Source organism: Limnohabitans sp. INBF002, assembly GCF_027924905.1.
Classification (GTDB): domain Bacteria; phylum Pseudomonadota; class Gammaproteobacteria; order Burkholderiales; family Burkholderiaceae_C; genus Limnohabitans.
The window spans coordinates 1,587,475-1,606,181 of sequence record NZ_AP027055.1; the positions used below are offsets into that span (position 1 = coordinate 1,587,475).

Genomic DNA, 18,707 nt, shown 5'->3' on the forward strand with positions numbered 1-18,707 from the left:
AGGGTTTCCTAAAAGGGTGAAAAGGGTCAGCAGTGCTGGAATGTGGGTTTGCGTTTTTCTAAGAAGGCGTGCATGCCTTCATGTGCATCCGCGCTGGCAAAGCGTGCGTACAAGGCGTGGCGCTCAAACTTGACACCTTCGGTGAGCGAGCCTTCCCATGCGCGGTTGACCGACTCTTTGATGGCGATGAGCGCAGGCAAAGAAAAGCCCGCAATGGTGTTGGCAAGCTTCAAGGTCTCGGCCATCAAAGCGTCGCTGGGCACCACACGGGACACCAAGCCGTAACGGTCAGCCTCTTCGGCACTGAGCATGCGGGCGGACAAACACATGTCCATCGCCTTGGCTTTGCCAATGGCGCGTGGCAAACGCTGCGTGCCGCCCGCACCGGGCAACACGGCCAGCTTGACTTCAGGCAAAGCGAACTTGGCCGACTCTGCCGCCACGATCAGATCACAGGCCAACGCCAGCTCGCAGCCACCGCCCATGGCAAAACCAGCCACCGCCGCAATCACAGGCTTGCGGACTTGGCGAATGGTTTCCCAGTTGCGCGTGATGAACGCGGAGCTGAACACATCCATGTAGCCCCAATCCGCCATCGCCGCGATGTCGGCACCTGCGGCAAACGCTTTGTCGCTGCCGGTGATGACGATGGCACCGATGCCGTCGTCCGCATCCAGCGCCAGCAAAGCTGCGCCCAAAGCGTCCATCAAGGTGTCATTCAATGCATTGAGTTGCTCGGGTCGGTTCAGGGTGAGTACCCCGACGCGACCTTGGCGCTCTGACAAAACGGTGGGTTGAGACATGTGCATCCTTCTTTCGCTCAGCGTTTCTCGTCGCGCAAAATTTCGCGCAATTTGAATTTCTGAATTTTTCCGGAGGGTGTGGCAGGCATGGCGTCACGGATCTCCAGTTTCTCGGGGATGTACTGCAACGCAATTTTTTGTGCCTTGAGGTAATCCACCAAGGCCGGCAAGTCCAAGCTTTGGCCGGGCTTCAAGACCACCACGGCACAGGCACGTTCGCCCAAGCGCTCATCGGGGTAGGCCACGATTGCAGCCATGGCGATCGCTGGATGGCGATACAACAAGGATTCGATTTCCACCACAGGGATGTTCTCGCCGCCACGGATGATGACGTCTTTGCTGCGGCCCGTGATGCGCACATAACCTTGCGCGTCCAAGCGGGCCAGGTCACCCGTGTCAAACCAGCCCTCGGCATCGGTGCCATTGAGGTGCGCGCGCTTCAAATAGCCACCAAAGTTGGAGCATGAGCGCACATACAACTTACCTGCTTCGCCTGCAGGCAACACCGCGCCGTCGTCATTCACAACTTTGAGCTCCACACCGGGCAACGGCAAACCGTCGGTGGTGAAGGCGCGTTCATCGGGATCGTTGAGTTCGATCAACGTCACAGCGCCGTTTTCGGTCATGCCCCAAGCAGACACAATCTTCGCGCCCAAGGCGCTGCGTGCTTGCTCCACCAAGGGGCCAGGGATGGGGGCACCGGCGCACAAGAAGGTGCGCAGTGTGGGCACTTTCTTGCCAGATTCTTCCACGTTTTTGGCCAAGTCCGTCAAGAACGGGGTCGAGGCCATGGTGAAGGTGGCACCTTCGTGGCGAATCAAATCAATGGCGCGCAAAGGCTCCCACACGTCCAGCAACACTGCGCTGGACTTGAGCATGATGGGCATCATCAAGCCATACATAAAACCTGTTTGGTGGGCCATGGGCGACGCCATCAACACCACGTCGTTGGCATCGAGGTGCAAACGTGCGGCATAAGGAATGATGTTGGCCATCACCGTGTTGGCGGTGTGCATCACGCCCTTGGGTTCACCCGTGGTGCCCGAGGTGTAAATGAGTTGGGTCACATCGTCTGGGCTGGGGCGGTGCTGCGTCAACACGGCTGTCGCGTTGCTTTCTTTTTCCCACGCGGGGCCGCTGAGCAAGGCTTCAAAACTGTTGGCACCTGCGCCATTGACCACCACCACGTGCTTCAAGTCAGGCAAGCTGGGCTTGATCTCGTTGACCATCTTCTCGTAATCAAAGCCGCGGAAAATTTGCGGAATGATGAGCACCTTGGCTTCGCCATGCTTGAGCATGAACGACAACTCGCGCTCGCGGAAGATGTGCATGAGCGGGTTCATCACCGCACCGATGCGCGAACACGCCAAATAGGTGATGGTGAACTGCCACCAGTTGGGCAACTGGCAGGCCACGATGTCGTTTTTAACCACGCCGAGCTTGGTCAAACCCATCGCCACGCGGTCAGCCATGTTGGATAACTCACGGTAGGTGAAACGTGTGACTTTGCCGCTCTCGGCCTGAACTGCCGTCAGCGCCAATTTGTCAGGGCAAGTGGCCACGCAAGCGTCCAAGTCATCGTTGATGGTGCGGTCATGCCAAAAGCCTTTGGCAATGCTGTGTGCACGACGTGATGGGATCAAAACAGCATCGAATTCCATAGTTGTCTCCTCAGTGGATATGGGTTTTTTATTTTTTGAATACCAAGCTTTTAGGCGGGAACGAACTTGCGTCCTGCACGCGTACGCGCAATGATGGTCTTCATGATTTGCGCAGTTCCGTCGCCAATCTGGAAGCCCAACACATCACGCAAGCGTTGCTCCATCAGGCCTCGGTCGTAACCACCGTGGCCGTAGCACAGCAAGCACTGGTGAATCACATCGTAGGCCAGCTTGGGGCCCCACCACTTGGCCATGCCCGCCTCTGCGGTATGGGGTAAACCCTTATCTTTCAACCACAAACCTTGCAAACACAACAGACGTGCGCCTTCGACTTCGGTGTCGAATTGCGCGAGCGGGTGGGTCACACCTTGGAAGGCCGACAGCGGCTGACCAAAGGCCTGACGTTGGGTGATGTATTCCCACGTTTCATCCAATGCCACACGGGCCACGGCCAACACCTGCAAGCCAATGAGTGAGCGCGAGAAATCAAAACCATGCATGACTTGCACAAAGCCTTTGTTTTCATCACCCAAACGGTGGTTCACCGGCACGCGCACGTTTTCAAAAAAGATAGAACCGCGACCGATGGCGCGTTGGCCATGGCAGTCAAAACGGTTGGTGGTCAGGCCCGGTGTGTCCATGGGCACCAACAAGGCAGTCACGCCATGCGCGCCGTCTTCTGGCGCACCGGTGCGACCGAACACCACGGTGATGTCCGCTTGGTCAGCGGCAGAGATCGAGGTTTTTTCGCCGTTGATGACGTAGAAGTCGCCATCGCGCTCAATGCGCAAACGCAAGTTGGCTGCATCGGAACCACCGCGTGGTTCGGTCAGCGCAATCGCGCAGATGGCTTCGCCTTGGGTGAGTTTTTTCAACCAAGGGGCTACCACTTCAGGGTTGCCGTACTTGGACAAAATTTGGCCGTTCAACGACGCCAACAGGTTCAGGTACGAAAAACTCAAATCGGCGCGGGCAATTTCTTCGTGAATCACACCAGCCGCCAAGCAACCCATGCCCAAACCGCCAAACTCTTCTGGCAGTTCAGGGCAAATGAATCCGAGTCCGCCCATTTCACGCAACAGCGCACGGTCAAACACGCGGGTTTTGTCGCGCTCTAAAAAGCCAGGCTTCACACGTTCGTCGGCAAAGCGACGCACGGTTTCGGCCAAGGCTTGCAGGTCTTCGTCAATGTAGGGATTGGGATTCATCACGGGGCTCCTTGGTCGGGCGAATTACTTGGCGTATTTACGGAACTCGGGCTTGCGCTTTTCTTTGAGCGCATTCACGCCTTCGCGTGACTCCTCGGTGTCGTAATACAACTTGAGGGCATACATGCCCAAGCCGGCAATGCCAGACTGGTGTGCAGTGTCTGCATTGAAGCTGCGCTTGGCGATGGCCAAAGCCGTGGGGCTGCGTTCGCAAATTTCTTCGCCCCACTTTTGCACTTCGGCGTCGAGCTGGTCGTGTGGCACGCACACGTTGGCCAAGCCCATGGCCACTGCTTCAGCACCGGTGTAGCGGCGGTTGAGGTACCAAATTTCGCGGGCTTTTTTCTCACCCACCACACGCGCCAAAAAGGCGGTGCCGTAGCCAGGGTCGACCGAACCCATCTTGGGGCCGACTTGGCCAAACACGGCTTTGTCTGAGCAAATGGTCAAGTCACAAATCGTGCACAACACGTTGCCGCCACCGATGGCAAAACCTTGCACACGGGCAATCACAGGCTTGGGCACATCGCGAATGGCGGTGTGCAGCTCTTCCATGGGCAAACCAATGGTGCCGCGGCCGTCGTAGTTGCCGTCATGGGCCGATTGGTCACCACCGGTACAAAACGCACGGTCGCCAGCGCCCGCCAACACGATGGCGCCCACGCTGCGGTCGTAGCCTGCTTTGTTCAGGGCTTTGATGATTTCGTCGCAGGTGGTGCCACGAAATGCGTTCATCTTGTCGGCACGGTTGATCGTGATCCAGGCCACGCCGTTGCGGTTTTCGTAAAGGATGTCTTCGAATTGCATGTGTGTCTCCAAATAAGTGGGAATGCGTGAAATTAACCGTGCATGGTCAAACCACCAGACACGCTGATGACTTGGCCGGTGATGAAGGAAGCGTCGTCGCTACCAAAGAAAGCAATGGCATTGGCCAAGTCGTCGGGCTGACCCAAACGACCCAACGGAATCGCGCTGCGGAAGGCTTCGATCAACTTCGCGGGATCGCGTGCGCCTTCGGCCACGCCTGCCAGCAAAGCGGTGTCGGTTGGGCCGGGGCACACCACGTTGACCGTGATGTTGTGGCGCGCGTGTTCGCGGGCCAAAGTTTTAGACAAAGCCACCAAGCCACCTTTGCAAGCGGAATACACCGCTTCGCCAGATGAGCCGCCGCGTGCGGCATCGGAGGCGATGTTCACAATGCGACCGGCATTGCGCTCGACCATGCCTGGCAACACGGCGTGCAACATGTGCAAGGCACCGGTCAAGTTGATGGCAATCAACTTGCTCCATTCATCGGGCACGGTTTTGACGAAGGGCTTGAACACGTCCCAGCCCGCGTTGTTGACCAACACATCAATCGGGCCGAGTTGCGCGATGGTGGCAGCCACGGCGGCATCGACCGCGGTGCGGTCCGTGATGTCGCACTTGAAAGCGGCAGCGGTGCCGCCCGAAGCCTTGATGCCATCGGCCACTTTTTGAGCCGCCTCGATGTTCATGTCGAACACCGCGACCTTCGCGCCTTCAGCGGCGAATCGACGGCAAGTGGCGCCACCGATGCCACCGGCACCTCCGGTGACGATGACGGTTTTGTCTTTCAATTTGGGCATGCTGCTCTCCATGGTTGGCAAGGTTGTTATGCTTTGCATCAACATCATGCAGTTTGAGATACCGCATATATGTCAATGTGTTTACGTATATTACGCCAAACACAAACGTCCTCGCAAGCATTTTTTCGAGCAAAACACCATGGTTTACCCTAAAGAAAACAGCGATCTCGCCCGGATGGAATTGGCCAATAGGTTGTTTTTCCGCCTTTACCAATGCGCCAACATGTTGCACAAAACAGGCACGCGCGCTGTTGAGAAAGAAGGCCTCACCACCCAGCAGTGGGCGGTCTTGGGCGCGCTCTCGCGCTCAGACGCAGAAGGTGGCCTGAGCGTGGGCGACTTGGCGCGTTACTTGAAGGTGAGCCGCCAAAACCTGTCCGGGCAAATTGGGCGCATGGAACGCGACGGCCACATCGAACTGCTGGCCGACACCCGCGACCGCCGCGCCAAACGCGTGACCATGACCCAGCACGGACGCAAGATTTGGGAACAAGATGCGCAACCCAAAATTCGCGCGTACTACGAAGCTGCGCTGACCGACTTCTCCACTGGCGACCTCACCCACACCCTGCACTACCTGCTGAAGCTGCTGGACAACATGGAAAAAATCGACCAATCGGTCGAACCTAGCAGTGAAGATGAGTGAGGCTCACGCCAGTTTGGTCTTCATCGACTGAAGCGCCCGCACGCGAAAGTCAGAAGGCGTGACCCCCATGTGCTTTCTAAAAAAGCGCGTGAAGTACGCCTCATCCACAAAGCCCACCAAATTGGCAATTTGCTTGATGCCATCGGTTGAGTAAACCAGCTCACGCTGCGCCTCATGCAAGATGCGCGCATTCACCACATCTTGGCTCGACACGTTCAACACCTCACGGCACAAACGCGTCAGGTGCCCCGCCGTCAACCCCATCTCGTTCGCATAGTCTTCAATCGGGCGACGCTCGCGAAAATGCGCATCCACCAAGGCCCGAAATTTTTCAATCTGCTGCGCCTTGCGTGAGTTGTGCGCCATGGGCGCAGGCTCCAACAGATTGCTCAACCTCGCCACCTGCACCAACAAGGCCATGAGCAGCGACATGCCTGCCGCCACCTGCCCCACTGCATGCACACGCCATTCGCGCTCAATGCCTAAAAACAAAGGCATCAAGGCTTCCGCATGGCGACTGGATTCATCCAAATGCAAAACGGCAGGCTTGCGCAACACCGAGACCAATTCAGGCATCACCACGGCAGCCATCGACTCGAGTGACTTTTGCGCCGCCGTCACCACAGGGCCGTCAATGTTCGAACTGAACTGAAAACCATGCACGTTTTGGGACGGTATAAGAATTAAAGCAGGGCTGCTGACTTTGTAGCGTGCATCGTTGATCAACACATCGCCCTCACCTTGGGTGAGGTACAAAATTTGAATGAACGCATCATGCTTGTGAGGGCGAATGTCGTAGTTGTACGGGGATGACCGGACGGGAATCCATTCAAACTGAAACGAGTTGGTCCAGCCGCTTTGTTGCCGGTCGCCGTACAAGTCGTAGCTGGGGATTGCGCTTTTCATCAGGGTTATTCCTAGGTCGGTATGCATGAATTGTCCTGGTGACTGCAGGATTCGTCAAATTTAAAAATAAGCCGCGCACACAAACTACAAGCACTTCAACAGGTGCTGACGATGAACGAACAAAAACATTGGCTGGGATTGCAAGAACATGTGTGCGTCGTCACAGGCGCAGCAAGCGGCATTGGCGCAGGCATTGCACAAGCACTGGCCGACGCAGGCGCAAAAGTCGCACTGCTGGACCGCAACCTCGAAGGCGCGCAAGCCGTGGCCGCCCAGCTGACCGCACAAGGCGCCACCGCCATCGCGATTGCGTGCGACACCACCCAAGAGTCCCAAGTTAAAGCAGCCGCCGAACGCGTGGCCAACGAGCTGGGCACTTGCTACGCCTTCATCAACAACGCGGGGCTGTTGCGCTCGGGCGGCTTGGACGAGGTGAGCCTGGACGACTGGAACCACGTGCTCAATGTCAACCTCACCGGCTACTTGCTGTGCGCACGCACTTTTGCCAAACCCATGCGCCAAGCGGGTGTGGGCGCTTTGGTACACATTGCATCCATCGCGAGCATGTTTCCACAAACCAGCAGCGGTGCCTACAGCGCAAGCAAAGCCGGCGTGCTGTTGATGTCCCGCCAAATGGCGGTGGAATGGGGCCCTCAAGGCGTGCGCAGCAACGCTGTTTGCCCCGGCATGATTCGCACCCCGCTGTCAGCCAAGTTTTACGAAGAGCCCGGCTTTGAAGCCAAACGCGCCGCCGTCACTGCCAGCCGCCGTGTGGGCGAACCACAAGACATTGCCGATGTCGCCGCCTTCTTGGCCAGCCCACGCGCCGCGTATGTGAACGCCGCCGAGTTGGTGGTGGACGGTGGCATGTCCTCGATGTTGATGGACATGGTGCCTCGCCCCGGTTTCAACAAAACCGTACAAAACTGATTTACTTTGGAGAACGCAATGTCTCAAAACTTTGAATGCGATGTGATCGTGGTGGGCTCTGGCGCAGCCGGTTTATCTGCCGCCATCACCGCCAAGAAACGTGGCCTGGATGTGGTGGTGCTTGAAAAAGAACCCGTCTTCGGCGGCACCACCGCACTGTCAGGTGGCGTGTTGTGGATACCGCTGAATCAGCACGGCCGCAAGCAAAACCCTGCCGACACCCGCGAGGCCGTGCGCACTTACATGATGCAAGAAACCGGCAGCTACTTTGATGCCGCAGCTGTGGATGCCTTCATCGACAACGGCCCCAAGATGGTGGAATTTTTCGAGCGCGACACCGAGATGAAATTCGTGCCCACCATGTATCCCGATTACCACCCCACCGTCGCTGGCGGTGTGGACATTGGCCGCTCCATCTTGGCAGCGCCCTTTGACATTCGCGGCTTGGGCAAAGACATGCCGCGCTTGAAGCCACCGCTCAAAACCATCACCTTCATCGGCATGATGTTCAACTCATCGAACGCCGATTTGAAACATTTCTTTCAAGCCACCAAGTCACTGACCTCGTTCATTTACGTGGCCAAGCGCTTGGTCACGCACATCAAAGAATTGGTGCTGTACCAACGCGGCATCAACGTCACCAGCGGCAACGCGCTGGCAGCGCGCTTGGCCAAATCGGCACTCGACCTGGGCATTCCGATCTTGACCAACAGCCCCGTCAAAGAAATCTTGATGAAGAACGACCACGCCACCGGCGTGCGTGCAGGCGGTGAAGGTGGTGAGCGACTCATCACCGCACGTCACGGCGTGGTGCTGGCGTGTGGCGGCTTTCCGCACGATGTCAAACGCATCGCCAAAGCCTACCCACACCTGCAACGTGGCGGCGAACATTTGTCCCCCACCCCCATCAGCAACACCGGCGATGGCTTGAACATGGCCGAAGCCGTGGGCGGCAAAGTGGAGATTCGCTTCAAAGACGCCGCAGCCTGGATGCCCGTGTCGTATGTGCCTTATGCCAATGGCGAGTTCGGCGTGTTCCCGCACCTGCTGGACCGCTACAAGCCCGGCATCATCGGCGTGCTGAAAAACGGCCAACGCTTCACCAACGAAAGCAACTCGTACCACGACGTAGGCGCTGATTTGATCCGCGCCTGCGACGGCCAAAAAGACACCGCCATGTGGTTGGTGTGTGACAAGACCACGCTCGGCAAATACGGCATCGGCTTTGTCAAACCTGCCCCCATGCCGATTGGCCGCTTCTTGCGCAACGGCTACCTCATTGAAGGCAAGACCTTGGCCGAGCTGGCCCACAACGCAGGCATTGACCCCGCAGGCTTGGCGCAAACTGTGCGCGACTACAACGTCGGCGCGGTCAACGGCCAAGACCCCGCATTTGGCCGTGGCACCACCACCTTCAACCGCTATTTGGCCGACCCCGAGAACAAACCCAACCCTTGTGTGGCACCGGTGCAAACCGGCCCGTTCTACGCGGTGAAAGTCATCATGGGCGACTTGGGCACCTTTGACGGCATTCAAACCAGCGTGGTAGGCGAAGTGCTCAAAGACGACGGCTCTGCCATTGGCGGCTTGTACGCCGTGGGCAACGACCGAGCCAGCATCATGGGTGGCAACTACCCCGCTGCAGGCATCACACACGGCCCCAACATGACCTTTGGTTTTGTCACCGGCAACCACATCGCAGACAAAGCAGGAGTGAAGGCATGAGCCACTTGAACAAACCCCTCATCGACCACCGCATCTACACCATTGCCTTGCGCAAGATGCCTGAATTTGTAGAAGTGTTCAACCGCTTGGCCATGCCACTTTTGCTGGAAACATTGGGGCACCCCGTAGGGTTCTACACCAGCTTGGTGGGACCACAAAACCAGTTCATTCACCTGTGGGCCTACGACGATCTGGCGGACTATGAACGCCGCTGCAAAGCACGCGACAGCCACCCCGACTTCCCTGCGTACTTGGCGGCATCAGGACATCTGATCACCGCACAAGAGACACGACTGATCAAAGCCATCGGGATGCCCGCTTGGCCATCACTCTGAGTGAGAAACCTTCAAATTTAAATCAACACATTGACTAAATAAGAGAAATTGAATTGGAATTCAAATCACACGAAATGACTTGATTATTCAGGGAAAACGATAGTGATTTAGTAAAAAAAACACCTTCCATTTCGAAACTGCTTCAAGATAATAAACGTAAATACATTGACGTATTTAAACCAAACTCACATGCACCACAACGCCACCTCATTGTCCAACCCGGTTGTCGCCATCACTGGCGCTGCCGACGGCATTGGCTGGGCCACCGCCCAGCTCTTTGCGGCGCGTGGCTGGCGTGTGGCGTTACTCGACATGAATGGCGACAAAGCGCGCGAACGCGCCCAAGCCTTAGGGCCGCACCACATGGGTGTCTTGTGCGACGTCACCGACGAAGCGCAGGCGTCCGCCGCCATGGCGCAAGTGGTGGCACAACAGGGCTGCCTCGATGCATTGGTCAACAACGCAGGCATCGGCGACCAAGCCGTGCCCACCTTGCAGCAAACAGCCGATGCGTTTGACCGCGTGTTGTCAGTGCATTTGCGCGGTGCATTTTTGATGACACAAGCGGCGCTGGCACACATGCAAACCCAAGGCCGCGATGCCAAAGGCAACCGTGGCGCCATCGTCAACATTGGCTCCATCGCCAGCACCAGCGGCATTCCTGGACGCAACGCCTACAGCGCCGCCAAAGCAGGCATTTTGGGCATGACCCGCGCACTCGCCACCGAGTGGGCGCGCAAGGGCATTCGCGTGAATGCCGTGGCACCTGGCTATGTCGCCACCGCCTTGGTGGCTGACTTGGCCGAAAAAGGGGCCATCAATGCAGCGGCCATCGTCCAGCGCACACCACTGGGACGCATGGCCGAGCCAGCCGAAATTGCCGAAACCATTTTCTTTTTGGCCTCCCCCGCCGCCAGCTACGTCACGGGTGCCACCTTGGCTGTGGACGGCGGCTGGAGCGTGTTGGGCGCGCCCGACATGGCGCTGGGCGACATCGAACACGCCTGAACAACGCATCACACAAAAACACAGGAGACTTTCACACCATGTTGACCATCAACCTTTTTAACGGCCTCGTCTACGGCGCATTGCTCATCGTGATGTGCTCGGGCCTGGCCTTGATCTACGGCCTGCGCCGCGTGGTCAACTTTGCCCACGGCTCGCTCTACATGCTGGGCGCCTACCTCGGCTACACCGTCGCCCTGCAAAGCAACTTCTGGGTCGCTTTGGTGGTGGCCCCCGCCTTGATGGCCGTCTTTGGGGTGCTGCTGGACCGCTATGGTTTTCGCCTGCTCCAAGACCGCGAACCTCTTACCGTTGTGCTGGTCACCTTCGGCTTGCTGCTCGTCATCGAAGACATGGTGCAGTCGGTCTGGGGCAAGAGCAACCTCTCTGTCGCTGCACCCGAGGCCTTGAACTTCTCTGTCGATTTGTTTGGCACCTCCGTGCCCGCTTACCGCATTGGCGTGATCGTGATGGGCGCGGCTGTGGCTCTGGGCCTGAGCCTGTGGCTGCGCTACTCCAAAGTGGGTTTGTTTGTGCGTGCCGCCAGCACCGACCCCGTGACCACCGCCATGCAAGGCGTCAACACCGACGCCTTGAGCGCTGGTGTGGTGGGCTTGGGCACCGCGTTGGCCGGTTTGGCCGGTGTGGTGGCTGCACCCTTCTTGTCGTTGTCGCCTTCCATGAGTTCAGACGTGTTGATTGACTCTTTTGTGGTGGTCGTGATTGGCGGCTTGGGCTCACTCGCAGGGGCTTTCATTGCCGCCTTGTTGCTGGGCATGGTGCAGGCCATTGGCGCGGTGTATTTGCCTGACGCATCGGTGCTGCTGCCCTTTGTGTTCATGGTCGCCATCTTGATTTGGAAGCCCGCAGGTTTTGCTGGCAGCCGCACTTAATTCCCGAGGACTTTGGATATGAGCCCCCTTCGCGCTATTGCTTATTCTGTCGCCGCCCTGCTCGCAGGCGTGGGCTTGGTGGCGGTGATCAGTTCAAACACCGTCCTGTCACTGCTGACCCAAGCCGTGGTGTACGCCGTCTTTGCCTTGGGCATTGGCGTGCTGCTCAAGCAAAACGGCTTGGTGAGTTTTGGTCACGCCTTGTATTTTGGTGTGGCCGGTTACGCCATCGGCATCACCTTGCAACAACAACTCATGCCCGTCGAATGGGCCATCTTGGCCACCTTGGTGGGCATAGGCATCGCCGCCTTTGTGGTGGGCCTGATCATCGTGCGTGTGCCCGGCATTGCGTTTGGCATGTTGACCCTGGCGATTGGCCAAATGTTCTTCTTGTCCGTCTCTCGCGCCCGCGGCATCACCGGTGGCGCAGACGGCATGCAAGTCGACTGGCCTGCCACTATTTTCGGCTTCAGCCAATCGGCCATCCTCAAACCCGCTGCGATGTTTTTGATTTGCTGGACGACCTTGGTCATCGTCATGCTGCTGCTGACCTTGTTGCTCAACACACGTTTTGGTGCCATCACCGAAGCCGTGCGCGACAACGAAGAACGTGCGCGCTTCATCGGCATCTCCACCGTCATTCCACGCGCTGCCATCTACGCCTTGTCTGCGGTGGTCACCGCCGTGGCGGGCTTGTTGTCGACCTTGAACACCGGCTTTGTCTCTCCCGAGAGCTTGCACTGGAGCTTGTCGGGCATGGCCTTGATGATGGTTGTCGTCGGCGGCTTCAAAGCCCTGTGGGGCCCCGCCTTGGGCGCGGTGGTGTATTTCATCTTCAAAGACGTGGTGGGCGACTACGCCACCCATTGGATGTCTATTTTTGGTGTGGCCTTGATCGCCGTCATCGTGTTCTCGCCCACGGGCATCGCGGGAGCTTTGCAAGCGCTCTGGCGCGGCAAGCCCGCCTCAGCGTCACGCGCCAAGGCCGGTGCGCATTAAGCGGCAACCAAAGCCGCAAATAGCACCGCAAACAGAACGCTAAATAGACCGACACACAGACACGGAACCCCTATGAGCAATTCCTCTCCTTATGTACTCCAGGCCGACGATGTGGCCATCCACTACGGCGGCGTCAAAGCCGTTGATGGTGTGTCCCTGACTTTAGAAAAAGGCCAAATTCGCGGCCTGATCGGCCCCAACGGCGCTGGCAAATCCACCGTCATCGACGCCATCACCGGTCGTCGCCGTTTGACGCGCGGCAAAGTCACCTTGCGTGGCACCGATGTGAGCGAGATGGGCGTGGTCGAACGCCGCATGCTCGGCTTGTCACGCAGTTTTCAGCGCACCAGCATTTTTGGTGGCATGCCCGTTCGCAAACAAGTCGAACTGGCCTCGCACAAGATGGGCGTGCAGGACTCGGCCGCCGATGCAGATGCTGTGCTCAAAGAACTCGAACTCGACCGCATGGCCCATGTCATGGCCGAAGACTTGGGCTACGGCGAACAACGCCGCCTCGACTTGGCCCTGGCCTTGGTGGGTCGCCCCAGCGTGCTGCTGCTGGACGAGCCCATGGCAGGTTTGTCGGTCAAAGAGTCTCACGATTTGGCACACCACTTAAAAGCCCTCACCTCGCGCTGGGACGTGTCCGTGCTGCTGGTGGAGCACGACATGGATGTGGTGTTTGGCATCTCTGATGTGGTGACTGTTTTTGAATTGGGCCGCGTCATCGCCAGTGGTGAGCCGGCCGCCGTGCGCGCTGACCCGCGTGTGCGTGAAGCTTATTTGGGGAGTGCAGCATGAGCGCCTTACTGAACCTGAAAAACGTGCATGCCTACTACGGCGCTGCACACATCTTGCACGGCCTGAACTTGCATGTGAACGCAGGCGAACGCGTGGCCTTGATTGGTCGCAACGGCGTGGGCAAGACCACGGTGGTCAACACCATCTTGGGATTGGCCAACCTCAAAAACGGGCACATCCACTTAGGCGCACAGGAGATCAGCAAGCCCCGCCCCTACATGGCCGCACAACACGGCATCGTGGTGGTGCCCCAAGGCCGCTGCATCATTGCCAACCTCACCGTGGAAGAAAACCTCTTGCTCGGCGCTGCGGTGGGCCGCAAAGGCCCTTGGTCTGTGCCCGAGATTTACAAGCTCTTCCCCATCTTGCAAGAGCGCGCCCACACACCGGGCACAGCGCTCTCAGGCGGTCAACAACAAATGCTGGCCGTGGGCCGTGCGTTGATGGCCAACCCCAGTTTGATCTTGTTGGACGAACCCACCGAGGGCTTGGCGCCCGTCATCGTGGACCAACTCGCCGACATCTTCAACCGCGTGGCGGACGAAGGCACCGCCTTGTTGTTGATCGAACAAAACATGAGCCTCGTCGCACGTGTGGCGCACCGTTACTTGGCCATGGCCAAGGGCTCGGTGGTAGCACAAGGCGTGGTGAGCAACTCGCCCGAAGGCCTCAAAGATTTAGAAAGTCATGTGATGGTCTAAGGCCATCGCATCCAGTTCCCAACGGCCGTCGGACCGATTCCGGCAATCCTTCATACCTAGGAGACAAGCATGCAATATAAAAAAATCTATCAACTGTTGGCAAGCGCAGCGCTGGTGACAGCCCTGCCGTTGAGCGCTTTGGCGCAAGGCAAAGAGCCGGTCAAGGTCGGTTTGGTGTCGTCCAAATCTGGCGTGTTCGCTGAGCAAGGCGAAGAAGTCATGCGCGCGGTGAAATTCGCGATTGAAGAAGCCAACAGCAAAGGTGGCGTGGATGGCCGCAAAGTGGAAGTCCAAGAAGGCGACGACGAAAGCACGCCAGACGCCGGTCGCCGCGTGGCTGAAAAAATGGCACGTGATGGCCACAACCTGTTGATCGGTGCGGTGCCCTCGTCCATCTCTTTGGCCATCGCCCAAAACTTGGACCGCTGGGATGCGGCTTACTTCATCCAAGCCAGCAAGTCTGACAAGCTGACCGGTGACACCTGCAAACCTCGCAGCTTCCGCACCAACCACTCTGACGCGATGGACATCGCCATGATCAATGAGTGGGCTAAGAAAATCAAAGGCAACACCTTTGCTGTGATCGCAGCCGACTATGTGTGGGGCCGCGACTCTGGCGAATCTTTCAAGAAAGCCATGGAAGCCCAAGGCAAGAAAGTGCCATTGACCTTGTACGTTCCTATGGGCACCAAGGACTTCTCGCCTTACATCGCCCAACTCAAAGCCGCCAACGTGGACGGTATTTGGGTGGCTGAAGTGGGCCGTGATGCCATGGCGTTCGTCAAGCAAGCTGGTGAGTTCAACCTGATCCCCAACACGCCCTTGATTGGTCACGCGTTGATTTCCAACTTCATCATCAACGCCACCGGTAAAAACCTCGAAGGCGTGCCCGGCAACTCAGGCTACGCCGCTGACTTGAACAACCCACGCAACAAAGAATTCGTGGCAGCATGGAAAGCCAAGTTCAACCGCATGCCCACCGATGCCGAAGGCCAGGCCTACAACGGCGCACAAGTCATGTTTGACGGCGTGCGTTTGGCCAAGAGCGTGAAGCCTGAAGATGTGAGCAAAGCCCTGCGCGGTGCAGAACTCAACACCATCTACGGCAAAGTCACCATGCGTGCAGCCGACAACCAGCTGATGCTGCCTAACTACGTAGGCCGCGTGAAGATGGTCGATGGTGCCCTGCGCCCCGTGATTGAAGACACATACCCAGCGTCTTTGACACCGCCACCTTCGCCTTTGTGCAAGATGTAATCGCTCGCGATTGCACGGCCCCCAAAGCCTCGATGCCTCGGTATCGGGGCTTTTTCTTTTGGAAACGGGGGTCGGTACACTCTAGGGTTTCGAATTTAGACCCCCTCAAGGATTTGCCATGAACACGACCCCTTCCGGCCTGCAATACATCGACAACGTGGTGGGCGACGGCGCCCAAGCCGCCGCTGGCCAGCACGTGAGCGTGCACTACACCGGCTGGCTCTACAAAGATGGCGAACAAGGCGCCAAATTTGACTCCAGCCGCGACCGCAATGACCCGTTTGACTTCCCTCTGGGCGCAGGCATGGTCATCAAGGGCTGGGACGAAGGCGTGCAAGGCATGAAGATCGGTGGCCAACGCACCCTCATCATTCCCCCAGAACTGGGCTACGGCGCACGCGGTGCGGGCGGTGTGATCCCACCGAACGCCACGTTGAAATTTGACGTCGAACTGCTCAGCCTCGAATAAACCAGCGCCATGGCAGCTCTTTGAACTGCCGTCACTCAGCGGGGCTTAGCCCCGCTTTGTTTTGTTCCGTTCCTTTTTTTACAAAACCCCTCTTGAAATAGGGTTGGATGCCCCCAGCTTCGCTGAATATCCATCCAACAAGCCCTACAAAGCATGTCAGAACCTACAGAAAATCAAGACACAGCGGCCGCACATTTGGCAGCCCACATGGCCGGCATGGCCCCCGCCCCTGAAGCCACATCTGCTGAACCCGCGGCTGCACTCGACCCCTTGGCCGCAGCCCAAGCCGAAATCGCGGCTTTGCAAGCCAAAGCCGCTGAACTGCAAGACCAATATGTACGTGGCCAAGCCGATGTACAAAACGCACGTCGTCGTGCGGACGACGAAGTCTCAAAAGCCCGCAAATTCGCGCTGGAAAGCTTTGCCGACAGCTTGCTGCCCGTGCTCGACAGCCTCGAAGCTGGCTTGGCCGTGCAAACCGCCACACCTGAGCAAATCCGCGAAGGTGCTGAAGCCACGCTGCGTCAACTCAAGAGCGCCTTGGAGCGCAACAAAGTGATCGCCATCGACCCTGCGGCCGGTGCCAAGTTTGACCCCGCCCAACACCAAGCCATCAGCGTGGTGCCCGCCGATCAAGAGGCCAACACCATCGTCGCCGTGCTGCAAAAGGGCTATTTGATTGCAGAGCGCGTGCTGCGCCCTGCCTTGGTGACCGTTGCGGCCCCTAAATAAACACTTGAAATTGGCAGAGTTAGCCTTAACTACTGCCCATCTGAATTTTTAAAAATCACTGGAGTAAGAACATGGGAAAAATCATCGGTATTGACTTGGGCACCACCAACTCGTGCGTGGCCATCATGGAAGGCAACACCACGAAAGTGATCGAGAACGCCGAAGGCGCTCGCACCACACCGTCGATCATTGCGTATCAAGAAGACGGCGAAATCTTGGTCGGCGCATCGGCCAAACGCCAAGCGGTGACCAACCCACGCAATACCTTGTACGCGGTCAAGCGTTTGATCGGTCGCAAGTTTGCGGAAAAAGAAGTTCAAAAAGACATCGACTTGATGCCCTACACCATTGCCAAAGCCGACAACGGCGACGCATGGGTGGAAGTGCGCGGCAACAAGTTGGCACCGCCTCAAATCAGCGCTGAAATTCTGCGCAAGATGAAGAAAACTGCCGAAGACTACCTCGGCGAAGAAGTGACCGAAGCCGTCATCACCGTGCCCGCTTACTTCAACGACGCACAACGCCAAGCCACCAAAGATGCAGGCCGCATCGCAGGTTTGGACGTCAAGCGCATCATCAACGAACCCACCGCTGCGGCTTTGGCGTTCGGTTTGGACAAAACAGAAAAAGGCGACCGAAAGATTGCTGTGTATGACTTGGGTGGCGGCACGTTTGACGTGTCCATCATCGAAATCGCGGACGTCGATGGCGAGAAGCAATTCGAAGTGTTGTCCACCAACGGCGACACCTTCTTGGGCGGTGAAGACTTCGACCAACGCATCATCGACTTCATCATCACCGAGTTCAAGAAAGAATCTGGCGTTGATTTGTCCAAAGACGTGTTGGCCTTGCAGCGCCTGAAAGAAGCCGCTGAAAAAGCCAAGATTGAGTTGTCGTCGTCCACTTCGACCGACATCAACTTGCCTTACATCACCGCTGACGCTTCGGGTCCTAAGCACTTGAACATCAAGCTCAACCGCGCCAAGTTGGAACAACTGGTGGAAGAGTTGGTCGAGCGCACCATCGCCCCTTGCCGCATGGCCATCAAAGACGCTGGCGTGTCGGTGAGCGACATCGACGACGTGATCTTGGTTGGCGGTATGAGCCGTATGCCCAAGGTGCAAGAGAAGGTCAAAGAGTTCTTCGGTCAAGAGCCACGTCGTGACGTGAACCCTGACGAAGCCGTGGCCGTGGGCGCTGCGATTCAAGGCCAAGTGTTGTCTGGCGACCGTACCGACGTGTTGTTGCTCGACGTGACACCGTTGTCTTTGGGCATCGAAACCCTGGGCGGCGTGATGACCAAGATGATCGCCAAGAACACGACCATCCCCACGAAGTTTGCACAAACCTTCTCGACTGCCGACGACAACCAACCCGCCGTGACCATCAAGGTCTACCAAGGCGAGCGCGAAATGGCCGCTGGCAACAAGAGCTTGGGTGAGTTCAACCTCGAGGGCATCGCACCTGCGGCCCGTGGCACACCTCAAATTGAAGTGTCGTTTGACATTGACGCCAACGGCATCTTGCACGTGGGCGCCAAGGACAAAGCCACTGGCAAAGAAAACAAGATCACGATCAAAGCCAACTCTGGCTTGTCAGAAGACGAGATTCAACAAATGGTGAAAGACGCCGAGTTGAATGCTGCCGAAGACAAGAAGAAGTTAGAGATCGTGCAGTCTCGCAACCAAGCCGACGCCGCTGTTCACAGCGTGAAGAAGAGCTTGGGTGAGCACGGCGACAAGCTCGACGCTGGCGAAAAAGAAGCCATCGAAGCCGCCATCAAAGAGGTCGAAGAAGCATTGAAGGGCGAAGACAAAGCCACTATCGATGCCAAAAGCGAAGCCTTGATGACTGCCTCACAAAAGCTGGGCGAAAAAGTCTACGCTGACATGCAAGCAGCCCAAGCGGCAGGCGGCGCAGCCGCTGGCCCTGAAGCCAAACCAGCCGACGACAACGTGGTCGACGCTGAAGTGAAAGAAGTCAAAAAAGGCTAAACCCTTTTCTGAACTTCTGAGCTGATCTCGCCGCG

General features: G+C 57.5%; 19 protein-coding genes. 13 read left to right on the forward strand and 6 right to left on the reverse strand.

What is annotated here, in order from left to right:
- Nucleotides 1-26 precede the first annotated feature (26 nt).
- The 5 genes from QMG15_RS07800 to badH are packed head-to-tail and all read right to left on the reverse strand — an operon-like array spanning nt 27 to nt 5,279.
- The gene (locus tag QMG15_RS07800) at nt 27-803 is read right to left on the reverse strand and encodes an enoyl-CoA hydratase (RefSeq protein ID WP_281788128.1); all 777 of its coding nucleotides are present in this window, start codon (nt 801-803) and stop codon (nt 27-29) included.
- Nucleotides 804-820: 17 nt separating this feature from the next.
- Entirely contained in the window at nt 821-2,464 is a 1,644-nt protein-coding gene (aliA, locus tag QMG15_RS07805; protein ID WP_281788129.1) for a cyclohexanecarboxylate-CoA ligase, read from the reverse strand.
- Between the two features lie 50 nt (nt 2,465-2,514).
- Nucleotides 2,515-3,672 carry a cyclohexanecarboxyl-CoA dehydrogenase gene (gene aliB, locus QMG15_RS07810; RefSeq protein ID WP_108358864.1) on the reverse strand — a complete coding sequence of 386 codons (1,158 nt, stop codon included), beginning with the start codon at nt 3,670-3,672 and terminating at the stop codon, nt 2,515-2,517.
- Nucleotides 3,673-3,696: 24 nt separating this feature from the next.
- Nucleotides 3,697-4,479, reverse strand: a complete 783-nt coding sequence (gene badI / locus QMG15_RS07815; protein ID WP_108358865.1) for a 2-ketocyclohexanecarboxyl-CoA hydrolase — start codon at nt 4,477-4,479, stop codon at nt 3,697-3,699.
- Nucleotides 4,480-4,511: 32 nt separating this feature from the next.
- Nucleotides 4,512-5,279: a 2-hydroxycyclohexanecarboxyl-CoA dehydrogenase gene (badH, locus tag QMG15_RS07820; RefSeq protein WP_281788130.1), complete on the reverse strand. Its 768-nt coding sequence runs from the start codon at nt 5,277-5,279 to the stop codon at nt 4,512-4,514.
- A 139-nt stretch (nt 5,280-5,418) separates the two neighbouring features.
- Between badH and QMG15_RS07825 the strand changes: the two genes are divergently transcribed.
- The gene (locus tag QMG15_RS07825; protein WP_281788131.1) at nt 5,419-5,925 is read left to right on the forward strand and encodes a MarR family transcriptional regulator; all 507 of its coding nucleotides are present in this window, start codon (nt 5,419-5,421) and stop codon (nt 5,923-5,925) included.
- Between the two features lie 3 nt (nt 5,926-5,928).
- Here QMG15_RS07825 and QMG15_RS07830 read toward each other — a convergent pair whose 3' ends face one another.
- On the reverse strand, nt 5,929-6,831 hold the full coding sequence (locus QMG15_RS07830; protein WP_281788132.1) for a helix-turn-helix domain-containing protein: 903 nt from the start codon (nt 6,829-6,831) through the stop codon (nt 5,929-5,931).
- Nucleotides 6,832-6,942: 111 nt separating this feature from the next.
- Here QMG15_RS07830 and QMG15_RS07835 point away from each other — a divergent pair, with 111 nt between their 5' ends.
- The 12 genes from QMG15_RS07835 to dnaK all read left to right on the forward strand — a co-directional run bounded on the left by QMG15_RS07835 (nt 6,943) and on the right by dnaK (nt 18,672).
- Nucleotides 6,943-7,761, forward strand: coding sequence for an SDR family oxidoreductase (locus tag QMG15_RS07835; RefSeq protein WP_281788133.1), 819 nt, complete (start codon nt 6,943-6,945; stop codon nt 7,759-7,761).
- Between the two features lie 18 nt (nt 7,762-7,779).
- Nucleotides 7,780-9,486 (forward strand): FAD-dependent oxidoreductase, encoded by a 1,707-nt coding sequence (locus tag QMG15_RS07840; protein WP_281788134.1) that lies wholly within the window; start codon nt 7,780-7,782, stop codon nt 9,484-9,486.
- A complete protein-coding gene (locus QMG15_RS07845; RefSeq protein ID WP_108358870.1) occupies nt 9,483-9,821 on the forward strand; it encodes an NIPSNAP family protein in 339 nt (112 codons plus the stop codon). The genes QMG15_RS07840 and QMG15_RS07845 overlap by 4 nt, the downstream gene beginning before the upstream one ends.
- A gap of 189 nt (nt 9,822-10,010) precedes the next feature.
- Nucleotides 10,011-10,829, forward strand: a complete 819-nt coding sequence (locus QMG15_RS07850) for an SDR family oxidoreductase (RefSeq protein WP_281788135.1) — start codon at nt 10,011-10,013, stop codon at nt 10,827-10,829.
- Between the two features lie 38 nt (nt 10,830-10,867).
- Nucleotides 10,868-11,719: a branched-chain amino acid ABC transporter permease gene (locus tag QMG15_RS07855; RefSeq protein WP_108358871.1), complete on the forward strand. Its 852-nt coding sequence runs from the start codon at nt 10,868-10,870 to the stop codon at nt 11,717-11,719.
- Nucleotides 11,720-11,737: 18 nt separating this feature from the next.
- Entirely contained in the window at nt 11,738-12,718 is a 981-nt protein-coding gene (locus QMG15_RS07860; RefSeq protein ID WP_281788136.1) for a branched-chain amino acid ABC transporter permease, read from the forward strand.
- A 72-nt stretch (nt 12,719-12,790) separates the two neighbouring features.
- Nucleotides 12,791-13,519 (forward strand): ABC transporter ATP-binding protein, encoded by a 729-nt coding sequence (locus QMG15_RS07865; protein WP_108401504.1) that lies wholly within the window; start codon nt 12,791-12,793, stop codon nt 13,517-13,519.
- Complete coding sequence (locus tag QMG15_RS07870) at nt 13,516-14,220, forward strand: ABC transporter ATP-binding protein (protein ID WP_281788137.1); 705 nt, start codon at nt 13,516-13,518, stop codon at nt 14,218-14,220. Before QMG15_RS07865 ends, QMG15_RS07870 begins: the two co-directional genes overlap by 4 nt.
- A gap of 69 nt (nt 14,221-14,289) precedes the next feature.
- Nucleotides 14,290-15,477 (forward strand): ABC transporter substrate-binding protein, encoded by a 1,188-nt coding sequence (locus QMG15_RS07875; RefSeq protein WP_281788138.1) that lies wholly within the window; start codon nt 14,290-14,292, stop codon nt 15,475-15,477.
- A gap of 118 nt (nt 15,478-15,595) precedes the next feature.
- Nucleotides 15,596-15,946, forward strand: a complete 351-nt coding sequence (locus QMG15_RS07880) for an FKBP-type peptidyl-prolyl cis-trans isomerase (protein WP_281788139.1) — start codon at nt 15,596-15,598, stop codon at nt 15,944-15,946.
- Between the two features lie 153 nt (nt 15,947-16,099).
- On the forward strand, nt 16,100-16,678 hold the full coding sequence (gene grpE, locus QMG15_RS07885) for a nucleotide exchange factor GrpE (protein WP_281788140.1): 579 nt from the start codon (nt 16,100-16,102) through the stop codon (nt 16,676-16,678).
- A 71-nt stretch (nt 16,679-16,749) separates the two neighbouring features.
- Complete coding sequence (dnaK, locus tag QMG15_RS07890; RefSeq protein ID WP_281788141.1) at nt 16,750-18,672, forward strand: molecular chaperone DnaK; 1,923 nt, start codon at nt 16,750-16,752, stop codon at nt 18,670-18,672.
- Nucleotides 18,673-18,707 lie beyond the last annotated feature (35 nt).